This window comes from Rhizobium sp. 0TCS1.26 (assembly GCF_050455525.1).
Lineage (GTDB): Bacteria > Pseudomonadota > Alphaproteobacteria > Rhizobiales > Rhizobiaceae > Neorhizobium.
This window is the reverse complement of sequence record NZ_JBCIYV010000002.1, coordinates 1,191,328-1,210,559: the sequence shown is the minus strand read 5'-3', so window position 1 is coordinate 1,210,559 and position 19,232 is coordinate 1,191,328. Positions and strand designations below refer to the sequence as shown.

Here is a 19,232-nt window from a genome sequence, read left to right as displayed (position 1 = left end):
CGAGGCGCCGCAGCAGATCACTGCTCCCAACCGGTGCATGCCACGGTGGAGCCAGTTGGTAGGAGTAGCTCGGTGGCCGCCGCGTCGCGCGCTGTAGCGACTTCCCATGTTACAGTCACTGGAGCCCAAGCGAAGCTCTACCCATTAAGGTTGAAACCATCCGGCGGTCGCCTGCAATAGAAGGTTGGCGACGCCCAGCCATAAGCGCTCGCAGCAACGTCGGAGTGCCAAAATGAAAGATGTCGAAGACAACATTGCCGAGCAGCAGCACCAGCTGCGTCTATGTGTGGCTGGAGCAGGCGCTATAGGCATAACGCTCGCCACAAAGCTTGCAGCCCAGTACCCCAACGTAAGCATCTTGGCTCGTGGTCGAACTTTAGCTGACATTCGTGAAAAGGGCATCGCATTAACGGATCGAGACGGTCATCGCGCACTGGAAGTGCCCGTGGCGTCAGCTGAAGGGCTGGGGATCCAAGATGTGGTGTTTCTGTGCCCCAAAGCGCAGGATCTACCCCAGCTGGCAAAGGACATTCAGCCGCTTCTACACGAAGGAACGCTCATCGTTCCCGTGGTGAATGGTATCCCCTGGTGGTACTTCGAAGGCGCCGGTGCTAGCCATCGGCCACACGACATCCATGCTGTGGATCCTGGTCGCGAGCTGAAGGCGCTACTGCCCTCCGCCTGCGTTATTGGCTGCGTCACAATGTTTACCGCCGCCAGGATATCACGATCGGAAGCGGTGGCCATGAATGGTGTGAAGCTAGTGCTGGGAGAAATTGATAACCAGGATAAACCCCGTAGCCACGAGCTTGGAGCCCTTTTGAACGCATGCGGGATCGAGACCCGCGTCAGCGAACGGATCCGTGATCCGCTCTGGACCAAAGTAATTGCGAATCTGATGTCCAATCCACTTTCTGTAGTCGCCGAAACTCACCTGAGAGACCTGTGCGGGCTCGAACCTTTGTCCAGGGTCGTGAAGCAGCTCCTGAACGAAGCGCTCCTTGTAGCGGCCAGCTATGGCGCGCGCCTCGAACTTGATCCTGAGTCACTGATGAAGTTCGCTGCCGGAATGGGCGAGGTCAAGACGTCGATGCTCCAGGACTACGAAAGTGGGCACCCCCTTGAACTCGGAGCAATCTGCGACGCAGTAATAGAGTTAGGTGACATTCGAGGACTGGACATGCCGTTGACCCGCACAATCACCGCTATCGCCAGGTACAAGAGCGACGCAGCTATGAGAGCGGCCGCTTAAACAGATCCCTTCCGGCCAAGAATGGCAGGGCCCGCCGCGAAAGCTCCCTCTGCAGCAGTCACATTTAGCCCGCATGTTCGTCAGCAATTCCTGACGCGCAGCATTGTGTAGTTCTCTGGTTTCGCAGGTTGATTACCGACGATTCAACCGGTGTTAAGAGGAAGAAGCTACCCTTCTTTGTCGCATGGGGGCAATGATGCTGAGAATTCTCGCTATAGTATTCGTGTATTTTGCTATTACGACCTTCACTTTAGCTGATGAGGGCGATTGGCAGGTAGTCAAGGCAACCGAACAGGTGACGGTCAAGGTCACCGATCGTCCTTGGCATGCGGTAAAGGTGGGCGATGTCGTCGCCAACAAGTCCTGGATTCAGACCGGCCCAAGGGGCCGTGCGCAACTGGTCCGCGGCACCGAAAGCATAATCATACAGCCAAACTCCATGGCAGGAATTTTCACCAGAGGTGACATCGAGAGAAAGACCAAGGTCATTCAGCAGATTGGGGTCTTGGATTTGGAGATAGAGAAGCGCAATCAACCGCACACGACCGTGGTGACTCCATACTTGGCGGCTGTGGTGAAGGGTACCAACTTTAGCGTATCCGTGGCCAACGGCAGTGCCAAAGTGGCCGTCAATCGGGGGCTGGTTGAGGTCACCTCCTATCAAACAGGCCAGCGTGCAAATGTAGGGCCTGGTCAGCGCGCATCGGTAGACACTTCAAATGGTATGACGGTTTCCGGCGTGCGGTCGGCTCCGTCCATCACCTCTGTTTCTCCGTCGACAGCTCCTGTTAATGCTGTGGGAGCAGTCGCTCCAGTCGGTCCGGCAGTTGGCTCCAGTTCCCCAGGCAGAGCGCCTTCTGCCCCTTCTATCGGCGCCAGTTCTGCGAAGGGCGGCAGTCGCAACCCCGACAGCGATCAATCAAATACCAGCAGAACGGACGGCGACCAGAAGGGTCGTGGCGGTATTCGCGGCTCTTCCGGCGGTCAAAGCAGGAAAGACAGCGGCGGCATAGGTGACGGAGGTTCTAAGGGCGGCGAGGACGGCGCAGGAAACGGCAACGGCAACGGGAACGGAAAAACTGACGGCCTTGGGAGAGGTCCGGGGGAAGGTAACGCCGGCGTCGGAAACGGGAATACCGATGGAACTAGAACCGGGAAGGCGGATAACGGAAACGGAGTAGGAAACGGCGAGGGCTTTGGTAGCGGCGGAAATAGCGGCAACGGAAACAAGGGTAACGGCAAGGGTAACGGCGGAGGAAACGGTACTGGAAATGAAGGCAATGGCCGCGGTGCGACCAGCGGGACCGGGAACGGGAACGGGAACGGGAAAAAGGATTGAGCGATGGGACGTTGTTCAGCCATCTGGTCTAGAACAGTACCGTCTGCTTCGCGCGCAGTCCGGTTGGTCGTTATCGGACTGATCTTTGCGGTAGTCTTGGCAGGAGCGGCAGTTCCGCTCCTTAAGTATCTTGATAATGAACTTGTTGCCCGACGCTTCGCGGCAGCTCCTCGCCCGGCATCGGGAGAGATCGTCTACCTGGCAATCGACAAGAAGACCCTCGATACCGTGGGCACCTGGCCGTGGCCGCGCAGCGTTTACGCGAAGTTGCTGGAGAAGCTATCCGGGGCAGGCGTCAACGACATTTTCATCGACATCGATTTCAGCACTCCATCCTCTCCGACAGAGGACACCGCATTGGCAGAAGGCCTTGCCAAAGTCGGTGGCGGGGTCATTCTTCCCGTCTTCAGTCAACGTCTTTCGGCGGGAGATCCTGGATTGCTGGCCGTTACCCGGCCAATACCGATGCTCGGTGCAAACGCTTGGATGGCATTTGCAAACGTCGTTGCAGATGACGACAGCATCGTGCGGTCGATCCGAGGCGGCGATATGTTGGACGGTCAGAAGACACAATCAGTTGCGGCTGTTTTGGGCCGATCTGATGATGCTGACGGCAGCGTGCTGATTGACTACTCGATCGATCCGAAGACAGTGCCCATGATTTCCTTGGCCGACGTGTTCGATCCTGCGTTCGACGACAACCGGCTGGCAGCCCGTTCGGTCGTCGTTGGAGCTTATGCAAGCGAGCTCAAGGATATCTTCCCGGTTCCAGTCTACCGACAGCTTCCCGGGCCATTGCTGCACATTCTTGGCGCGGAAACCCTTAAACAAGACCGATTGCTGAGATCTGTGCCTCGACTGCCGCTGGATTTGGGATTCGCGGCTCTGGTCATCTCCGTTGTCTTGAGCTTGCGCGCCCGGCCTACCTTCCTTGTGGCTTGGCTTGCCACCGCGATGTTGATAGCTATCGAAGGCTTGGCTTTCTTCCTGCAAAAGAACTACGGGATACTCCTCTCTACCGCGAGCTGCTGGGCCGTCCTGCTGCTGGGCATACTGCTAGCGTTGACCGAGAAGGTGAATTTCAGTCGGTTCCTGATGGAGATTGCCAATGCCGAACAGCGAAACATTCGCCGGTTGTTGCGCAAGGTCGTGACGGACAGCACGGATGCCGTCATCGCGTTCGACCACAACATGAATATCTTCGAAGTCAGCGCGTCGGCCGGCCCGATGCTGGCCGCCAGCACCTCAAGTCAGCGCGGGGCATCACTTGAAGATGTGTTGCCAAGCTCCCTCTATTGTCAGGTGCTCAGCCTCGTAGCAGAGCATGTGCGTGAGCCGCTTGCTGTCCATGGGTGTACCCACGAGGTGGCTGTGGAGGTCGATGGATCACTCCGACATCTGGATGCAACCGTGACACTGTCTCCCTTGGAACGTCCCGATGAAACGGGCCGTAGCGTCACTACCTCCTTTATCGGCAGCCTGATGATCAGGGATATGACGGCGCGCAGACATTATGAAGAGCGTCTGAGATACCTTTCGCAGTTCGACGACCTAACCGGCTTGATGAACCGCAGAACCTTCTCGACCCATCTTAAGGAATACGAAGGGCAGTTCTTCGTCCTAGCTATCGGGCTGCACCGCTTAAGCGTCATCAATGCGACCATGGGGCGAGACACCGGAGATGATGTGCTGCGAGGTGTCGCAGCTCTGTTGACGGCTGAGCCTCGAATAACCGCCGTGGCGAGGCTGGGCGGCGACGTCTTCGCCATCGTGATCCCTAAACGTGGTGTCGAGCGACAAGAAGAGATGATTGAGATCGTCATGGATCTTTTCGCTGCACCGATGAAGGTTGGTCTCAGCAGCAACCAGCTCAGCGTGCGCGTCGGACTATGTGCCGACATGCTGCCGGGTGAAGCAGGCGACGTATGGGTAGAGCGCGCCGAGCATGCGCTTGACGATGCAGCGAGGGTCGCGGGAAGTGGCTGGCGCGCATATGATCCGGCTGCCGCCTTTCAACAGCAACATGCGCGTGAACTGGAACGGGCGATGCGCGACAGCCTCACGCGCGGCGAGTTCTTTCTCGCATACCAGCCACAGGTCGACCTTCGGACGGGACGTCTCCGCGGTGCCGAGGCGTTGCTGCGCTGGAACCACCCGACATTCGGACTTGTATCGCCAGCCACTTTCATCCCCGTTGCGGAGGCGAACGGGTTCGTGTGTGAGCTGGGCCGTTGGGCGATCAACGAGGCATGCCGTCAGGCCGCTCTGTGGCCGGACGAGCTAAGCGTTGCCGTCAACGTCGCCCCTGTCCAGCTAATCCGGAGCGACTTGGTCGCCGACGTCGGGCTCGCTTTGCAGAGGCACGGCATCACGTCGCGCAGGCTTCAGCTCGAAATCACCGAATCTGCGTTCGTAGAACGAAGCAGCCAAGTCTTCGGCACGATCAAAGCATTACGGGAAATGGGTATTGAGATCGCCCTTGATGATTTTGGAACCGGTTACTCTAATCTGGCCCATCTCGCGGAGTTCCCACTCGACAAACTCAAGATCGATCAGTCTTTTGTCCGAAAGCTGGCTGACGATCCACGCAGCCTGGCAATTGTCCAGACCGTCAAGTCCATGGCAGAGGGGTTGTGTTTGCGCGTTGTCGCGGAGGGTGTTGAAACACAAGTTGAGGCTCAGCTGCTGGCTGCCATGGGCTGCGAATTGGGGCAAGGGTACTACTTCGGAAAGCCTCAGACCTCAAAAGATATACTAGGACTGCTCGATGCTGCCCCTTGGATCACGGCAGCTTAACGCCGGATGATGGCATCTGGCTCACACGGCCACGATTGTAGCTGCGCAAGTAGCCGCGTCGCAGACTGCTCCTTCCGGCTTGGGTCCGGAACCGGCCATGCTCCTTTAGCTTGTAGAGAGCTGTTCAGGCGCCCGTGAAAACCTTTCCACGAAGGAATCATCACGCATCCAAGCACGCTGCTGGATCGTATGAGAATCTCGGCGGTGCGACCGCGGACGAAAAAGTGGGTGCACGTCTAGTGATCGGAGCGCTAAAACTCCAGGAACTTTTTTAATAAGCGACGAAAGCCGCCCTGGTATCTCAAATTCCGGGCGTCTAGCTCTTCGCAATGTAACTTGCCATTTAACTAGTTATCTCAACATTACCTAATGCTCGCATGATATTCAGGCCACCAGCCAAGGAGATATGCGTCATGCTGCTCGAGCTGCAAAACGTCGTTCTGGAGATGATAGCCCGCGGCGAGCCTTTGCCAAAGACGCTGGATAAACTCTGTCGCGATGTCGAGCTTATCGCTGACGACGTCATCTGTTCTGTCCTCGCTGTCGTTGGCGATCGTTTGCGTCCGCTTGCAGGACCTTCTCTTCCCGCCGCTTACTCGGCTGCCCTCGAGGGTATCCCCATTGGTCCTTCGGTAGGATCGTGCGGCACTGCAGCCTTTTTAGGTGAAGCGGTCACAGTCATCGATCTGGAACACGATCCGCGATGGGCTGATTTCAAGCATCTCGCTTTGCAGCTTAACGCAAAGTCCTGCTGGTCGACGCCAATCTTCAGCAATGGTCGCGTCGTGGCAACTTTCGCGTTCTACTTTCGTGAACTGAGAGGGCCGACCACCGTCGAGCAGCAGATTGTAGCTGCCTGCGTTAACCTTTGCGCCATTGCGATCGAACGGGAAGAGCGTGTTCGAGAGCGTCAGCGCCTGACCTACATCGACGCCCTGACTGGGTTACCGAACCGTGCACGGTTCAACGTTGTTCTAGCTGAGCAAGCGGCCAGACAAGGACGATGGTGGGGTGTTCTGATCGCGGATCTTGATAATCTCAAGCTGGTCAATGACACTTTCGGCCACTCTAGCGGTGATGATCTTATCCGCATAGCTGGCGAGAGGTTGGCTGCAGCAATCCCAGAAGGCAAGACATTCCGGATTGGCGGGGACGAGTTCGCTATCGTTATAGATGGTGAAACTGCGATAGATCTCGAGGCGGAAGCTTCGAAGATACTCGCCACCATCAAGGAGCCTGCAAGTTGCCATGGCCACGTTGTCGTGCCGAGTGTGACGATCGGTGGAGCGATAGCTAAGCAGGGCGACACCCCTGACCAGGTGAGACAGTCTGCTGACATAGCGCTCTACCACGCGAAGGAGCGTTCGAAGGGGAACTACGTCCATTACAATTCCGGCATGGGAACGGCTTTTACGAGGCGTTTCCGCGCGATACGTGATGTCGGCCTGGCTCTCGCTGAAGGCCGCATAACCGCGCATTATCAACCAATCGTTCGCCTCGACACCGGCGAGGTGGTCGGATTCGAAGCACTCTGCCGGATGATGACAAAGAATGGCACGATCATTTCAGCGGCCAATTTTCACGAGGCAACAAGGGATGCGAACGTCGCATCCGACCTGACCGAGTGCATGCTCCTCAAGGTTGCCCGGGACATGCGCGACTGGATCGACAGCGGATTGCCCCTTCAGCATGTAGGTATCAATCTCGCAGCTGCAGACTTTCATGCCAGAAATCTCAAGGAACGGCTTTCACGCATCTTCGGAGAGACAGGTGTTCCGCTCAGGCATGTCATCCTGGAGGTGACGGAGTCGGTCTATCTGGGACACGGCGAGCATGTCGTGGCGGACGAAATAAGGGGCCTGAGATCTCTCGGCATGCGTGTCGCTCTTGATGACTTCGGAACAGGGTTTGCATCTTTGACCCATCTGCTGACGGTGCCGATCGACATCATCAAGATCGACAAGTCTTTCGTGGACCGGCTGGCGCTCGAGGAGGGCGCCGGCGTTATCGTGGAAGGCGTTATCAATATCGCCAACAGGCTCGGCATCAAAGTCGTTGCAGAAGGCATCGAGACGGAGGAGCAGCTAGAAAGGCTTCTGAGTTTCGGTTGCAGCTTGGGCCAGGGTTACCTGTTCTCAAAGGCGGTAGACATCACTGCTGCGACGCTCCTATTACAGCACTTCGGTCAGCCTCAGACACAACCGTCAGGACCGATACGGGCTGAGCGTCGCACGAGCGATTGACTAGGGCCGCCCTATCACTCAGTCGGCGCGTTCGCTCTCAGTTAGCAGACGGCGATTTCGAGCATTCCCCAAACGGTCGGGGGCCTTCGCGGTCTGCCAGCTTAGCGTCGGTATTCGACGCTTGCCTAGTCCGACAGAAATGGCTCCGGCCCACGACTGGGAACCAGGGCGACGTCCTATTCGGCTTCGTCCAATCAGGTCTGAAGTTGGTCATCTTTCGAGGGTGGAAGCGTATACGCGACCAGACATTAATCGGTGTTCAGATGCTCGTCTACGAGCTGAAGGTGAGCTATCTGACTAGATGAAGATGGCATTCAGTTTGTGCGGCTGCCGACTTCTAGGTGAACGTGGATGACAAAATTTCTGCTCCCAAAGTTGGCTGCCGACGGAAGAACATCACAGTCGGGCCATCGGAAGGTTCAGCGGACGACGTTTGAAAATTTAAGGATTAGGCTTTGCCGGGAACCCCCACAGCCTCCCGCCATCCATGGAGTGTTCGGCGGCAATCAGAATAAGTCGCACGGATTCGGATCGATGACGACGATCCTGCACCTGGCTGGCCAGGAACCGCAAAGCCTAGACGTGTGGTCAGGCGAAGGCGATCACGGCGGTGCCGACCCGGTGATGCTCTCGCACCTTTTCGATCCCTCGGTGACCGGTAACCGGTACGGCCGCGGTTCGAGCCATATCGATGACGCCTGGCCAGTCCTCACAGGCGTCGCGGCAAACGCCTCCATCGAGACGGGCGAGATGATCCACATCGAGTGGTTCCTCGCTGACAGCGGCATCACCTTGCCGCAGAAGCAGTGGTGACTTTTGAGGTACCGCGTCATGCGATCGTCCGAGCTTGAGGTTTGAAGAGTAGCAAACGGTATGTTGAAGCATCGCTTCGATAGCAACAAAGTTTGGCATCGCGATGGGCCTCTGCTCCTCCCACCACTAAAGTCAACCAGATGATGGCATCAGGGATTTCGCCGGAAGTGGTAACCGTCGTCTTTCGGAGGGCGGCAGGTCATCTCCTGCCGGTTGCTGCGCAACTTTAGAATTAATTTCCGCATCATCAAGATCAGCCGCAATCCCCCGTCCTCGCTTAACTCTACTAAACCGGTAGTCTTTCGGAGGAAAGAGGGTGACGGATGAGTGGATTGACTGACACTATCGAAGCGGACGTCCTGGTAATCGGCGGCGGTCCGGCGGGATGCTGGGCTGCGTGGAACGCGGTATCGCGGGGTCTGGATGTCGTACTTCTCGACAAAGGCTATGTCGGAACGAGCGGCGCGACCGCGGCCGGCAACACCACTACGATCTATACGAAGCATGGCAGCGCCGAACGTGCAGCGACGATCGCGCAACGGGTCAGGCTCGGCCACGGGTTCACTGAACCGGATCGTGTCGAGCGGGTGCTCGACCGGACCCACCAGAACCTCAACCTGCTGGCGGAGTGGGGATATCCTTTCCCGTCCTACGAGGACGGTCGTCCCTACCGAGGCATGCTGCGCGGACCCGACTACCTCCGTTTCATGCGCCAGAAGCTCATCAAGGCGCGCGTCAAAATCCTTGATCATTTCCCGGCCGAAGAACTGCTCGTCTCCGACACCGGCGTCGCCGGCGCCATCGCGCGGGATCGTCGCACCGGCGAGGCTGCCGGAATCCGTGCCGGGGCGGTCGTTATCGCGACGGGTGGCTGCGCTTTCCTCAGCGGCGCGCTTGGCACCAATAACCTCACCGGCGACGGCTACCTGATCGCCGCAGAGGCAGGGGCCGTGCTGTCAGGGATGGAGTTTTCGGCCCAATACGGCATTTCACCGGCCTATTCGAGTGTCACCAAGGGCGTCGTCTACTTCTGGGGAACGTTCACCGACGAGGACGGCAATGTGCTCGGCGCTGCGGGAGATCGTCAGACAGCCGTCGCCAACCAGCTGATCAAGGGGCCAGTCTATGCAGTGCTGGACAAGGCACCTCCGCGGCTTCAGGAAGGGCTCCGGCGCGGGCAACCGAACATCTTCATGCCGTTCGACCGGATGGGGATCGACCCGTTCCGGGAGCGCTTTCCGATCACCCTCCGGCACGAGGGAACGGTTCGCGGAACAGGTGGGCTGAAGATAGACCATCGCGCCTCGACGACGGTTCCGGGCCTGTTCGCAGCTGGCGACGCAGCAACGCGCGAAGCGATGTCGGGCGCGACCACTGGCGGCGGCGGTCCGAACTCCAGCTGGGCGATGGCGACCGGATCGTGGGCAGGAGAAGACGCCGCGAGATATGTGCAAAGCCTGGGCTCGCAATGGCGGTCGCGATCCGTCGCGCGCGTCAACACGTCGCCGCTCCTGATGGCGGCCAGGAACCGGCCGGACGTCACCGCCGTCACCGAGCTTGTAAAAAGCCGGATGCTGCCCCTGGAGCGCGGCTTCTTCCGCACCGCACGGTCGCTGGACGAGACGTCTTCGGCGTTGCGCGACCTCTGGCACGATCGGACATGGCGGGAACTGCCCGCTGCGAAGTTTCGCGAGGCCGAGGCTCTCATCGCCACGGCCCGATGGGCAACCGAAAGCGCACTGCTGCGCCCGGAAAGCCGCGGCCTGCAGCGGCGGCTGGATCACCCCGGTCAGAACCCCGCACTTGTCCGCAGCATTGAAACCGGCGGCACCGACACGCTGTGGTCCGCTGTCACCGCTGATCATCAGGCAAGGAGCGAAGCATCATGATCGAGATCGTCAGCGCCGACAGGTGCGTCCAGTGCGACCTTTGCGTCGATGCCTGCCCCGACAACGTCTTCGATGCGGTGCCGGACGGCGTTCCGGTCATCGCACGACAGGCGGATTGCCAGACCTGCTTTCTCTGCGAGCTGTTCTGTCCGACCGACGCACTTTACGTCTCGCCACTCTCGGAAGCCATCGAGGGCACGAGCGAACGGGATCTGGTCGAGCGCGGCGTGCTCGGCAGCTTCCGTCGCGAGATGGGCTGGAAGAACGCCAAGCCGCGGGGAACCGCTGGCGACCTTAGCTACCGCATCTTTGAAACCGGCACGATCATTCCCTGATTGGAGAGCACCATGCGCAGACTAATATCCTCCTTAATCCTCGCCGCCACGGTGGCTGTCACCGCCGCTCCCTCACGCGCCGAAGATGCACCGCAGACGATCCGCTTCGGTGATGTCGGCTTCGGTTTCGGCACGCCCTTCGGTGTCGGCCTTCTGGCGATCGCAGACGCCAAGGGCTTCATCGCCGAGGAATTCGACGGAACTCCGACCAAGCTGCAGTTCACCTATTTCACCGGCACGGGGCCGGCCATCAACGAGGCTCTGTCGAACAAGCAGCTCGACTTCGCCTCCTACGGCGCCGTTCCCAACATCATCGGTAAGGCAAACGGGCTGGACACGGTCATTCTCGCCTCCTACGGCGGAACGACGGTCTTCGGTGCCGCACGGCCCGACCTGACTATCAAGTCCGTGAGCGATCTCAAAGGCCGGAAAGTTGCGATCCAGAAGGCGACGATCATTCACTGGGCATTTATCTCAGCGCTCAAGAACGCCGGGCTGTCCGAGAAGGACGTGACGATAGTCGACCTGAAGAACGCCGACCAACTGGCAGCCCTAGCCGCCAAGAGCGTCGACGCAGCCTTCGGTGCCGACTTCCTGCTTCCGCTCGAGGAGAAGGGCGTCGCGAAGGTCTTCTACAAATCATCCGAACAGGGCGCTGCCGGGGATGGTTTCGGTGCCTTCCTCACCACCGACACGTTCCGCAAGGCATATCCGGAGGCGACGCAGAAAGTGGTGAACGGCTTCGTGAAGGCGGCCCAGTGGCTGGCCGACGAGAAGAACCGCGAGGAGGCCTACCAGATCTGGTCACGTGCCGGGACGCCGATCGAGGTCATCCGCAAGGCCAATGTAGGCAGCCAGCTCAGGGACAAGTACAATCCGCGCCTCGACGCCTTCTTCACCGCCCGCTACCGGAGCGGTATCGCCTTCGACGCCGAGCAGAAACTGATCCGCCGCGAGGTCGATCTCGATGCATGGGTGGACCGGTCCTATGTCGAGAACGCCGTGTCTTCGCTGAAGCTGCGGGCCCTCTGGCCCGACCGTGGTGCCAACGGCACCCTGCAGAACTGATCGGAGCGGATCGATGGCAGCGCTCGACGCGAACATTGACATCTCCGACCGGAAAGCTCGCACCGGCGCGCGCGCGTCCGGCACCTCTCTGATCGGGAGGCTCGGAAGCGCTGCCGTCATCCTCTTCGTGCCAGCACTCATCCTGCTGCTGTGGTGGGTGAGTGCAACCCGGGCCTGGGTGTCGCCGCAGGTCCTGCCGCCGCCGATCTGGGTATTCTCGACATTCGTGGATCTTTCGAGTAGCGGCGAAATCGTATCAGCGGCGATGATCAGCTTCAGGCGCATCGCGCAAGGGTTTCTGATCGGTGCGACGTTGGGCTTCCTGTTCGGCCTGCTGATCGGTCACTCCAAATCTGCCGAGGCCTATCTGGGGCCAACATTCAGGGCGCTGGCGGCGGTTCCGTCACTAGGATGGCTTCCGATCCTTATCCTGCTCTTGGGCATCGAGGAGGCGCTGAAGATGGTCATCCTCGCCAAAGCCTGCTTCGTGCCGATGGTGATCTGCACGACCGAAGGTGCTCGCAACATCCCCAGGCACCTGTCGGAAGTCGCCCACGTGCTGGGCGTCAGCAGGACGACCCGCTTCTTCAAGCTCGTAATTCCGGCCATGGCCCCGTTTCTCGCCAGCGGCGTCAGGCTCGCGCTCAGCCAGGCCTTCGTGTCGCTGATCGTTGTCGAGATGCTCGCAGGCACGAACGGCCTCGGTTACATGATGGTCTGGGGTCGGACGCTCTTCCAGCTCGATATCGTCATCGTCGGCATGCTGGTCGTCGGGTCGGTGGGCTTTCTGCTTGATCTTCTCCTGAAGAGGGGCGAAGCCTTCATCCGCGCGGAAAGCGGGGCCAATGGCTAAGTCCGGCATCGTCTCGCGCAACCTTCCCCGTGGGGCGATCCTGCCCTTGGCGGTGTTGCTGCTCTGGTGCGGAGCGACCTCGACCAGCCTCCTCTCTGGTCCGCTGGTCGTGACACCACGGCAGGTCATCGAAGCGCCGTTTCTCGATCAGTCCGGCCGAGAGCTGTGGGGAGCGCTCGCCACCAGCCTTGCCCGCGTCGCGGCGGGAGGCGTGACCGGCAGCCTGCTCGGTCTCTCCCTCGGTTACGTCGCCGGCCTCTACCGGCTCGCTGGGCTCGGGCTGTCGCCGACCATTCACACGGTCCGGCAGGTGGCGCTGTTTGCTTGGATCCCGTTGCTGACCGCATGGTTCGGCAACGGCGAAGGCACGAAGCTCACGTTCACCGCGCTCTCTGCTTTCTTCCCGCTGTTCCTGTCGGCTGAACAGGGCATACGTCAGGTACCCCGTTCGCTTATCGAGACCGCTAACGTCCTCGGCCTGAGATATCGCACTAGGCTCTGGAAGCTCTATTTGCCCGCCGCGCTGCCGGCTATCTATGTCGGGCTCCAGATCGCCGTGCTATCGGCCTGGATCGGAACGATCGGTGCAGAATATGCGATCGGCAACGGGCGCGGGCTGGGCAGCTACATCGCGAGCGCCCGGGACCAGTTCCGGATGGACATCGTCATCGTCGGGGTCGTGGCGCTCGCGGCAGGCGGGATCCTACTCAACAGCCTGGTGACGACAGCAATTAGAAAACTCTTTCCATGGACGGGTGGCATCGCATGAACGCACCAGCATCGGCTCTCTCTGTCGAACACGTGACGAAGACATATCCGCTTGACGGCGTCCACCGCCCCGTTCTGCGAGACGTCAGCTTTGTCGTCGGACACAACGAGATCGTCTCAATCGTCGGCGCGTCGGGCTGCGGCAAGTCGACACTGCTGAGGTTGATCGTCGGCCTTGACACGGACTACCGTGGATCGATCACCAAGCATGATGCCAACGCCAGCGACAGGCGGATCGGCATGGTATTCCAGGATCACAGGCTGTACCCGTGGCTGACGGTCGAAGCCAATGTCGGCCTGGCGCTCGATAACAGCGCGCTCTCTCAAGCGCAGCGCCGGGAGAAGGTTAGACACTACATCGATCTCGTCGGCCTCACCGAGTTTGCCAAGGCCTATCCACGCCAGCTTTCGGGTGGCATGGCGCAGCGTGCGGCGATCGCTCGGGCTCTCGCCCAGGAACCGGAGATCTTATTGATGGATGAACCGTTCGGCGCCCTCGATTCCATCCTTCGCATGCGACTGCAGGAAGAGCTCCTGACGATCTGGGAGAGTAACCGCGTGGCGATCGTCATCGTCACCCACGATGTGGAGGAAGCCCTCTACCTTGGCGACCGGATAATTGTCATGGAGCCGAACCCGGGGAGGATTCGCGACATCATCGAGGTCGATCTGCCCCGGCCTCGAGACCGCGCTGCAAGTCGCCTGATCGAGCTCCGGCGACAGTGCCTGTCGATGCTCGTCTGAAACTCTCGATTTGGCCTGGAACGCATTACGGATCCCGAAAGTGATTCTGTCAGCCGTTTCTCCTAGCGGAAGGTTAGTATGTTCCATAACCTATATTATCGGATTTTCATTAGCCGGCTAATCTAGTTTACCAAAGGCTTTCGGATCGTGCAGGCTGAGCACGCCCTCGCCTATGCGAGACTCTCACTCCTGGGACGGCTTCGAGCGTGAAGCAGTCGACCGCATTCGGCCCAAAGCGGACATAGAGCTCCAACCAGGTAGCAGCATCAGCAATCCAGGATGTCGCGTTCATTCGATGCGTCGTATTTCCTGAGTTCGCCTCGCATTTTACCGCTCCAGCGGCTGACAAACGCGATCGTGTCGGCTGCCTGCAAATGAGCGCTAAGCGCAGCCTGATCGACCCAACGTTCCGATATCAGCAATCGACCTGATTGTGGATCGTCCACGGCAGCATCATACGTGATGCTTCCCGGACCCTTTCGTGTTGTGGATGCCAGCGCATTCAGTTCTGTCATTAATTGCGCCAGATCGGCTGGATCGACGTGCATGTAGCCGGTGATAATCAGCATGGGATAGCCCCCTCCATTAGGCCCCGACCACCTGTTCGCGGCGGCCTGGGCCTTGACTGGTCAAGTGGTGATCAGACGGCGACCAGCACGATCTTGCCCTGGATGCTTCCTTCGGAAGCACGACGATGCGCTGCCGATGCCTCGGCCAGCGGATAAGTCCTGTCGATCACCACCCTTACGGAGCCGTCCTCAAGCAGACGGCCGGCCTCTGCCAATTGCGCGCCGTTCGAGCGCACCTGCGTCGTCGAGACTGTTATCTTCCGCCGGGCGGCTTCGTCATGACCTGAGAAACCCAGCGGGTTGACGAGAAACAGGGCGCCATACGGCTTAATGCTGCGGAGAAAGCGTTCCATATTCGCGCCGCCGACGGCATCGAGCACCAAATCAACATCCTTGGCCACGGTTTCGGCAAACGTCTTCGTGTAGTCGATGAAGATATCGGCACCGAGATCATTGAGAAGCGCCTCGTATTTGCCGGAAGCAACGGCCACCACCTTCGCGCCTTGCCATTTCGCGATCTGGACTGCGAGATGGCCGACGCCGCCGGCGGCACCGTTCACCAGCACTGTCTTGCCGTCGAGCGGAGCCGGGGCATGCGGGAAGGTCTGGAAAGGGTTCGGCGCATCGTGTCCCAGATCGACCAAAAATTGCCAGGCGGTCAGAAGCGACATCGGCGCGCCGGCAGCCTGGATGTGGTCGATCCCGGCGGGCTTCAGCGCCAAGTCCGATGCGGGAACACGAACATATTCGGCATAGGCGCTGCTTCCCGTCATGAGATCATGCGGGAACCGGACCATCGCATGGACCTCGTCGCCGACCTTGAACTGCGTCACGTCTTCTCCGACGGCCGCAACCGTGCCGGAAACGTCCGTGCCAAGGATCAGCGGAAAGCTTGGATTGGGCTGCCATTCCGGCGGGAGAGCCCGATAACCATCGCGCAGATAGAGATCCGGCGGGTTGAGGCTCGTGGCATGGACGCGAACAAGCACATCGTCCGCCGAGATTTCCGGTCGGGGTGCGTCCTCATAGAGGAGGACATCCGGTCCACCGAATTCGTGCAATCGCACGGCTTTCATCATGTCAGTCATCATGGCCTCGCTTGGATATTGGTTTCGATGACTGAAGATACGATCAACTCCTTCGATTGATAATCATCAGACAATTCGCTTTAATAGTGCCATGAAGGAACAAATCGGAATTGATAGGCTGACGGGGCTGATTGCATTCGCTCGCGCCGGCTCGCTCGGAAGCTACACCGCCGCCGCCCGCTCCTTGTCCATCTCACCCTCGGCGGTCAGTAAAAGCATTCAGCGGCTGGAAAAGCAGCTCGGCGTTTCGCTTTTTGCGCGCACGACACGTTCCCTGACCCTGACGGCCGAAGGACGCGATCTGCATGAGCGTGCGCTCAGGCTGCTGAACGACGCCGAAGAGATCGAGCAGGCGGCAAAAGCAGCGCGCACCGAGCCAGCCGGCACATTACGGATCGCCGCATCTTTGCCGATCGGCCTGCACGTAATAGCGCCCGTGCTTCCTCAGTTTCGCAGGCTCCATCCGAAGGTTAACATAGATCTGCGTCTGAGCGATCACATGGTTGATCTTATTGAAGGCGGTATCGATGTAGCGGTCCGCATCGGCGATCTGTCAGACTCGCGCCTGCTTTCCCGCCGCCTTCTACCGCATCGGCTATGCTGCTATGCCTCACCCGGATATCTGACCGGGCGCAGCCCGCCGACCCATCCGGACCAATTGGAAGAGCACGAGACTGTCACTCTGCGCTATCAGAGTAGTGGCCAGCTATTCCGTTGGCCTTTCCGTGTCGGCGACAGGGAGGTGGAGATCGTGCCGACCTCCGGCGTTATCGTTGACGCGAGCGAAGCCGTGCTTGCGACGATCTCGGCGGGTGCCGGCATTGGAATGGCAACGAGTTTCATGGCCAGCGCCTGGGTGAGGCGTGGAGCGCTCGTGCCGGTTCTGGCCGACTATGCGGTGGACCGGCACAATATAACAGCGCTGTGGCCTGAGAGCCGACGGTCGAACCCCGCCGTCCGCGCCTTCCTCAACACCCTAGCAGAGCTGTCGTGACATTGGCAGTGAATGTCTGCTTCTGGCGCATTTGAGCCATGACGGCTACCAGCGTATAGCGGTCCGCTGCAGTGACAAGAAACCAAGGTGACGGTATGCTTACCGCCGCAGCGGGGCACGCTGATAACCGCTCTCGTCAAAATTGGTGTGTCCTAGCCAATGAACGAAAGCTGCTTTGTTTGCAGGCCATTCGTCTGCCAACTGCGAATACCAGCTTGTGTCCCGCCGCCGTCCCTTGACAAGGTGAGCCCTCCGCCACGTTCCCTCGTATAAAAATCCAAATCTTTCGGCGGCCCGCTGTGAGCGGAGGTTCAGAGCATTGCAGCGCCACGCCACGCGGTTGAACCCCTGTCCAAAGGCATGATCGAGCAGAATGTAAACGGCTTCCGTGGCAGCGCGTGTCCGCTGTAGACTGGGAGCAAACCAGATGCTGCCGATCTCGATGGCAGCATTATGAGGTTCGATATCGCAGTATGATAGCCAGCCGCTAGCCGTCCCGGCTTTCGGGATCACGGCGAAGAAAGGTTGATCGGCGAGAGCTGCTAGCTTTGCTATGTGGCGTCGGAAATCCTGAAGGGTCGCGAACGGACCGTATCCCAGGTAGGTCCAGCTTTCATCAGCATTCTGAGCTGCATTCCATAGGTCCTCAGTATGTTGCTCATCGAGCGGTACCAGCTTGACGCTTTCGCCGATATGCTCCCGCTTGCCAGGAACTACACAAGTCAGCTTAGGTCCGCCCGGTTCCCAAGGTAAATTTTCCATTCAGCCTCCAGTTCAACAAGGATGACCTACATCGCATCAGCCGAGAGCCTTGGGGATGCTCTGCAAGCTTAGTCGGCAGGAGGAAGCAAATGAGGGTTCCAGACCACGTCCCATAGATGTCCATCCGGATCACGGAAATAGCCAGCGTAGCCGCCGTAGAATGTAGTCATCGGAATTTTAATGATCTCAGCTCCGGCTTGCGCTGCGGCGTCTATGACGGCGTCGACCTCTTCCATCGTCGAGACATTGTGGCCAATTGTAAAAGACGTGGGGCTTCGAGGCTGTAAGGGCAAGCCAGTGTCGTGAGCAATGTCTCTCTGCGACCAGAGTGCAAGCTTCAGACCTCCAGCTAAATCGAAGAATGCGACCGCGCCATGTTCAAACTCTCGGCCTATGATGCCGTCTGTCGGTAAGCCAAGTCCATCGCGGTAAAAAGAGACAGCTCTTTCAAGATCAACAACGCCCAGCGTCAAAACGGATATTCTAGCCTTCATGCCCATGCTCCTACAGTCGGCACGCGCACCATGCACATGCCATCGTAGTCTTGGGCCGCTAGATGCCAGCGGAAGGACCCACCTTAGTGGGGGTCGGGACAACCTTCCCGAACCTAACCTGTTTTAGACCTTAGGAAGCTAGCTTCCAAGGCTTCCATCGTCAAGGAGGTCTGCTTACGGCGCGAAGCTCTCGAGCACTGTCTAGGCAACACGAGCTATTAACGCCGCATCTGGCCGTCACTTGTTGAGCTGGCGTACCGCAACAATGCAGATCTGGTCTGCTCATCGGCAGGTAGAAAGGTTTCTATCGCAAGATCGGACACGGTGACGTCAACGGCCGTACCGAAAACGGTCGTCGCGCTAATGAAGGTCAGTTGTCCATACCGACTGTTGAGAATGAGAGGGATTGCAATGGCGGGCACCTCAGGGGTCGACGACGTAGTTCTTCGAAAAGGAACAGGGTAAGACTTCAGTTCTTCAAAAAGCTCTGTCAGTCGTTTATCGCCAGTTATATCGATGTCGTGCGAAAGCCTGCACAGAACCTGGTCGCGCCAATCATGGAAGTTGACGATGCGCGACGCTAGGCCGACTGGATGAAACGTTAGCCGCAGAGCGTTGACCTCACCCTCCAGCAGCGATGGGTCGACGCCCTCTGTCAGCACGCCGACAGTGCGGTTCCGCGCCAAAATATTCCAGCCGCGGTCCAATGCCAGAGCTGGATGAGGTTGATGTGCACACAGTATCTGGTCGACCATCTCCTGAATGTGCTTCATGTCAGGAGAAGTCAGGGGCCTTTTGGAAAATTCTGGCGCGAGGCCCGACGCTACCAGCATTGCGTTTCGCTCGCGAAGCGGCATTTTCAACGGTTCGGCGAGCCGCAGAATGGTCTCCCGGCTCGGCCGCGAGCGTCCTGACTCGATGAAGCTGAGGTGACGCTGCGAGACCCCAGCATCCAGCGAAAGCTCCAGTTGGCTGAGGCGGCGACGTTTGCGCCACATCCGAAGCAGATCACCGATCGAGGGAGAATGAGCGTCCATATCCAAATGACCTCTCGTATAGATCAGTTTGATTACCTCATTGGTAATCGACCCGGCTGTGTCCGTCTCCGATACTCGGCATTGCAAGAAACTGGAGACATTGGGATGACAATAACGAACTTGACTACAGAATCGATTGGAGAAGTGACTCCGTCCCCCCAAGTCAAACCGTGTGTCACGGCCATTGT

Annotated in this window: 17 protein-coding genes; 12 read left to right on the top strand and 5 right to left on the bottom strand. The window is 58.9% G+C overall.

What is annotated here, in order from left to right:
• Positions 1–232 precede the first annotated feature (232 nt).
• The 11 genes from AAIH46_RS13160 to AAIH46_RS13110 all read left to right on the top strand — a co-directional run bounded on the left by AAIH46_RS13160 (position 233) and on the right by AAIH46_RS13110 (position 14,100).
• Positions 233–1,252, top strand: coding sequence for a ketopantoate reductase family protein (locus AAIH46_RS13160; protein WP_430306319.1), 1,020 nt, complete (start codon positions 233–235; stop codon positions 1,250–1,252).
• A gap of 196 nt (positions 1,253–1,448) precedes the next feature.
• A complete protein-coding gene (locus AAIH46_RS13155; RefSeq protein WP_430306318.1) occupies positions 1,449–2,591 on the top strand; it encodes a FecR domain-containing protein in 1,143 nt (380 codons plus the stop codon).
• A gap of 63 nt (positions 2,592–2,654) precedes the next feature.
• Positions 2,655–5,387 carry an EAL domain-containing protein gene (locus tag AAIH46_RS13150; RefSeq protein ID WP_430306317.1) on the top strand — a complete coding sequence of 911 codons (2,733 nt, stop codon included), beginning with the start codon at positions 2,655–2,657 and terminating at the stop codon, positions 5,385–5,387.
• A gap of 413 nt (positions 5,388–5,800) precedes the next feature.
• Complete coding sequence (locus tag AAIH46_RS13145) at positions 5,801–7,630, top strand: sensor domain-containing phosphodiesterase (protein WP_430306316.1); 1,830 nt, start codon at positions 5,801–5,803, stop codon at positions 7,628–7,630.
• 534 nt (positions 7,631–8,164) lie between these two features.
• Entirely contained in the window at positions 8,165–8,443 is a 279-nt protein-coding gene (locus AAIH46_RS13140; RefSeq protein ID WP_430306315.1) for a hypothetical protein, read from the top strand.
• A 323-nt stretch (positions 8,444–8,766) separates the two neighbouring features.
• The gene (locus AAIH46_RS13135) at positions 8,767–10,332 is read left to right on the top strand and encodes an FAD-dependent oxidoreductase (RefSeq protein ID WP_430306314.1); all 1,566 of its coding nucleotides are present in this window, start codon (positions 8,767–8,769) and stop codon (positions 10,330–10,332) included.
• The gene (locus AAIH46_RS13130) at positions 10,329–10,667 is read left to right on the top strand and encodes a 4Fe-4S binding protein (RefSeq protein ID WP_430306313.1); all 339 of its coding nucleotides are present in this window, start codon (positions 10,329–10,331) and stop codon (positions 10,665–10,667) included. The genes AAIH46_RS13135 and AAIH46_RS13130 overlap by 4 nt, the downstream gene beginning before the upstream one ends.
• Positions 10,668–10,679: 12 nt before the next feature.
• Positions 10,680–11,735 (top strand): ABC transporter substrate-binding protein, encoded by a 1,056-nt coding sequence (locus AAIH46_RS13125; RefSeq protein ID WP_430306312.1) that lies wholly within the window; start codon positions 10,680–10,682, stop codon positions 11,733–11,735.
• A 13-nt stretch (positions 11,736–11,748) separates the two neighbouring features.
• Positions 11,749–12,588 (top strand): ABC transporter permease, encoded by an 840-nt coding sequence (locus AAIH46_RS13120; RefSeq protein WP_430306311.1) that lies wholly within the window; start codon positions 11,749–11,751, stop codon positions 12,586–12,588.
• A complete protein-coding gene (locus AAIH46_RS13115; protein ID WP_430306310.1) occupies positions 12,581–13,357 on the top strand; it encodes an ABC transporter permease in 777 nt (258 codons plus the stop codon). Before AAIH46_RS13120 ends, AAIH46_RS13115 begins: the two co-directional genes overlap by 8 nt.
• Positions 13,354–14,100 carry an ABC transporter ATP-binding protein gene (locus AAIH46_RS13110; protein ID WP_430306309.1) on the top strand — a complete coding sequence of 249 codons (747 nt, stop codon included), beginning with the start codon at positions 13,354–13,356 and terminating at the stop codon, positions 14,098–14,100. The genes AAIH46_RS13115 and AAIH46_RS13110 overlap by 4 nt, the downstream gene beginning before the upstream one ends.
• Before the next feature lie 266 nt (positions 14,101–14,366).
• On the opposite strand, the gene AAIH46_RS13105 is transcribed toward AAIH46_RS13110, so the two are convergent.
• Positions 14,367–14,669, bottom strand: a complete 303-nt coding sequence (locus AAIH46_RS13105) for a putative quinol monooxygenase (RefSeq protein WP_430306308.1) — start codon at positions 14,667–14,669, stop codon at positions 14,367–14,369.
• A 71-nt stretch (positions 14,670–14,740) separates the two neighbouring features.
• Positions 14,741–15,757: an NADP-dependent oxidoreductase gene (locus tag AAIH46_RS13100; protein WP_430306307.1), complete on the bottom strand. Its 1,017-nt coding sequence runs from the start codon at positions 15,755–15,757 to the stop codon at positions 14,741–14,743.
• Positions 15,758–15,848: 91 nt separating this feature from the next.
• On the opposite strand from AAIH46_RS13100, the gene AAIH46_RS13095 reads away from it, so the two are divergent.
• Complete coding sequence (locus AAIH46_RS13095; RefSeq protein ID WP_430306306.1) at positions 15,849–16,751, top strand: LysR substrate-binding domain-containing protein; 903 nt, start codon at positions 15,849–15,851, stop codon at positions 16,749–16,751.
• Positions 16,752–16,850: 99 nt separating this feature from the next.
• Here AAIH46_RS13095 and AAIH46_RS13090 read toward each other — a convergent pair whose 3' ends face one another.
• From AAIH46_RS13090 to AAIH46_RS13080, 3 genes are all read right to left on the bottom strand, one after another.
• Positions 16,851–17,513: a GNAT family N-acetyltransferase gene (locus tag AAIH46_RS13090; protein WP_430306305.1), complete on the bottom strand. Its 663-nt coding sequence runs from the start codon at positions 17,511–17,513 to the stop codon at positions 16,851–16,853.
• 68 nt (positions 17,514–17,581) lie between these two features.
• A complete protein-coding gene (locus AAIH46_RS13085; RefSeq protein WP_430306304.1) occupies positions 17,582–18,007 on the bottom strand; it encodes a VOC family protein in 426 nt (141 codons plus the stop codon).
• Between the two features lie 218 nt (positions 18,008–18,225).
• Positions 18,226–19,044: a helix-turn-helix domain-containing protein gene (locus AAIH46_RS13080; protein WP_430306303.1), complete on the bottom strand. Its 819-nt coding sequence runs from the start codon at positions 19,042–19,044 to the stop codon at positions 18,226–18,228.
• Between the last annotated feature and the right edge of the window lie 188 nt (positions 19,045–19,232).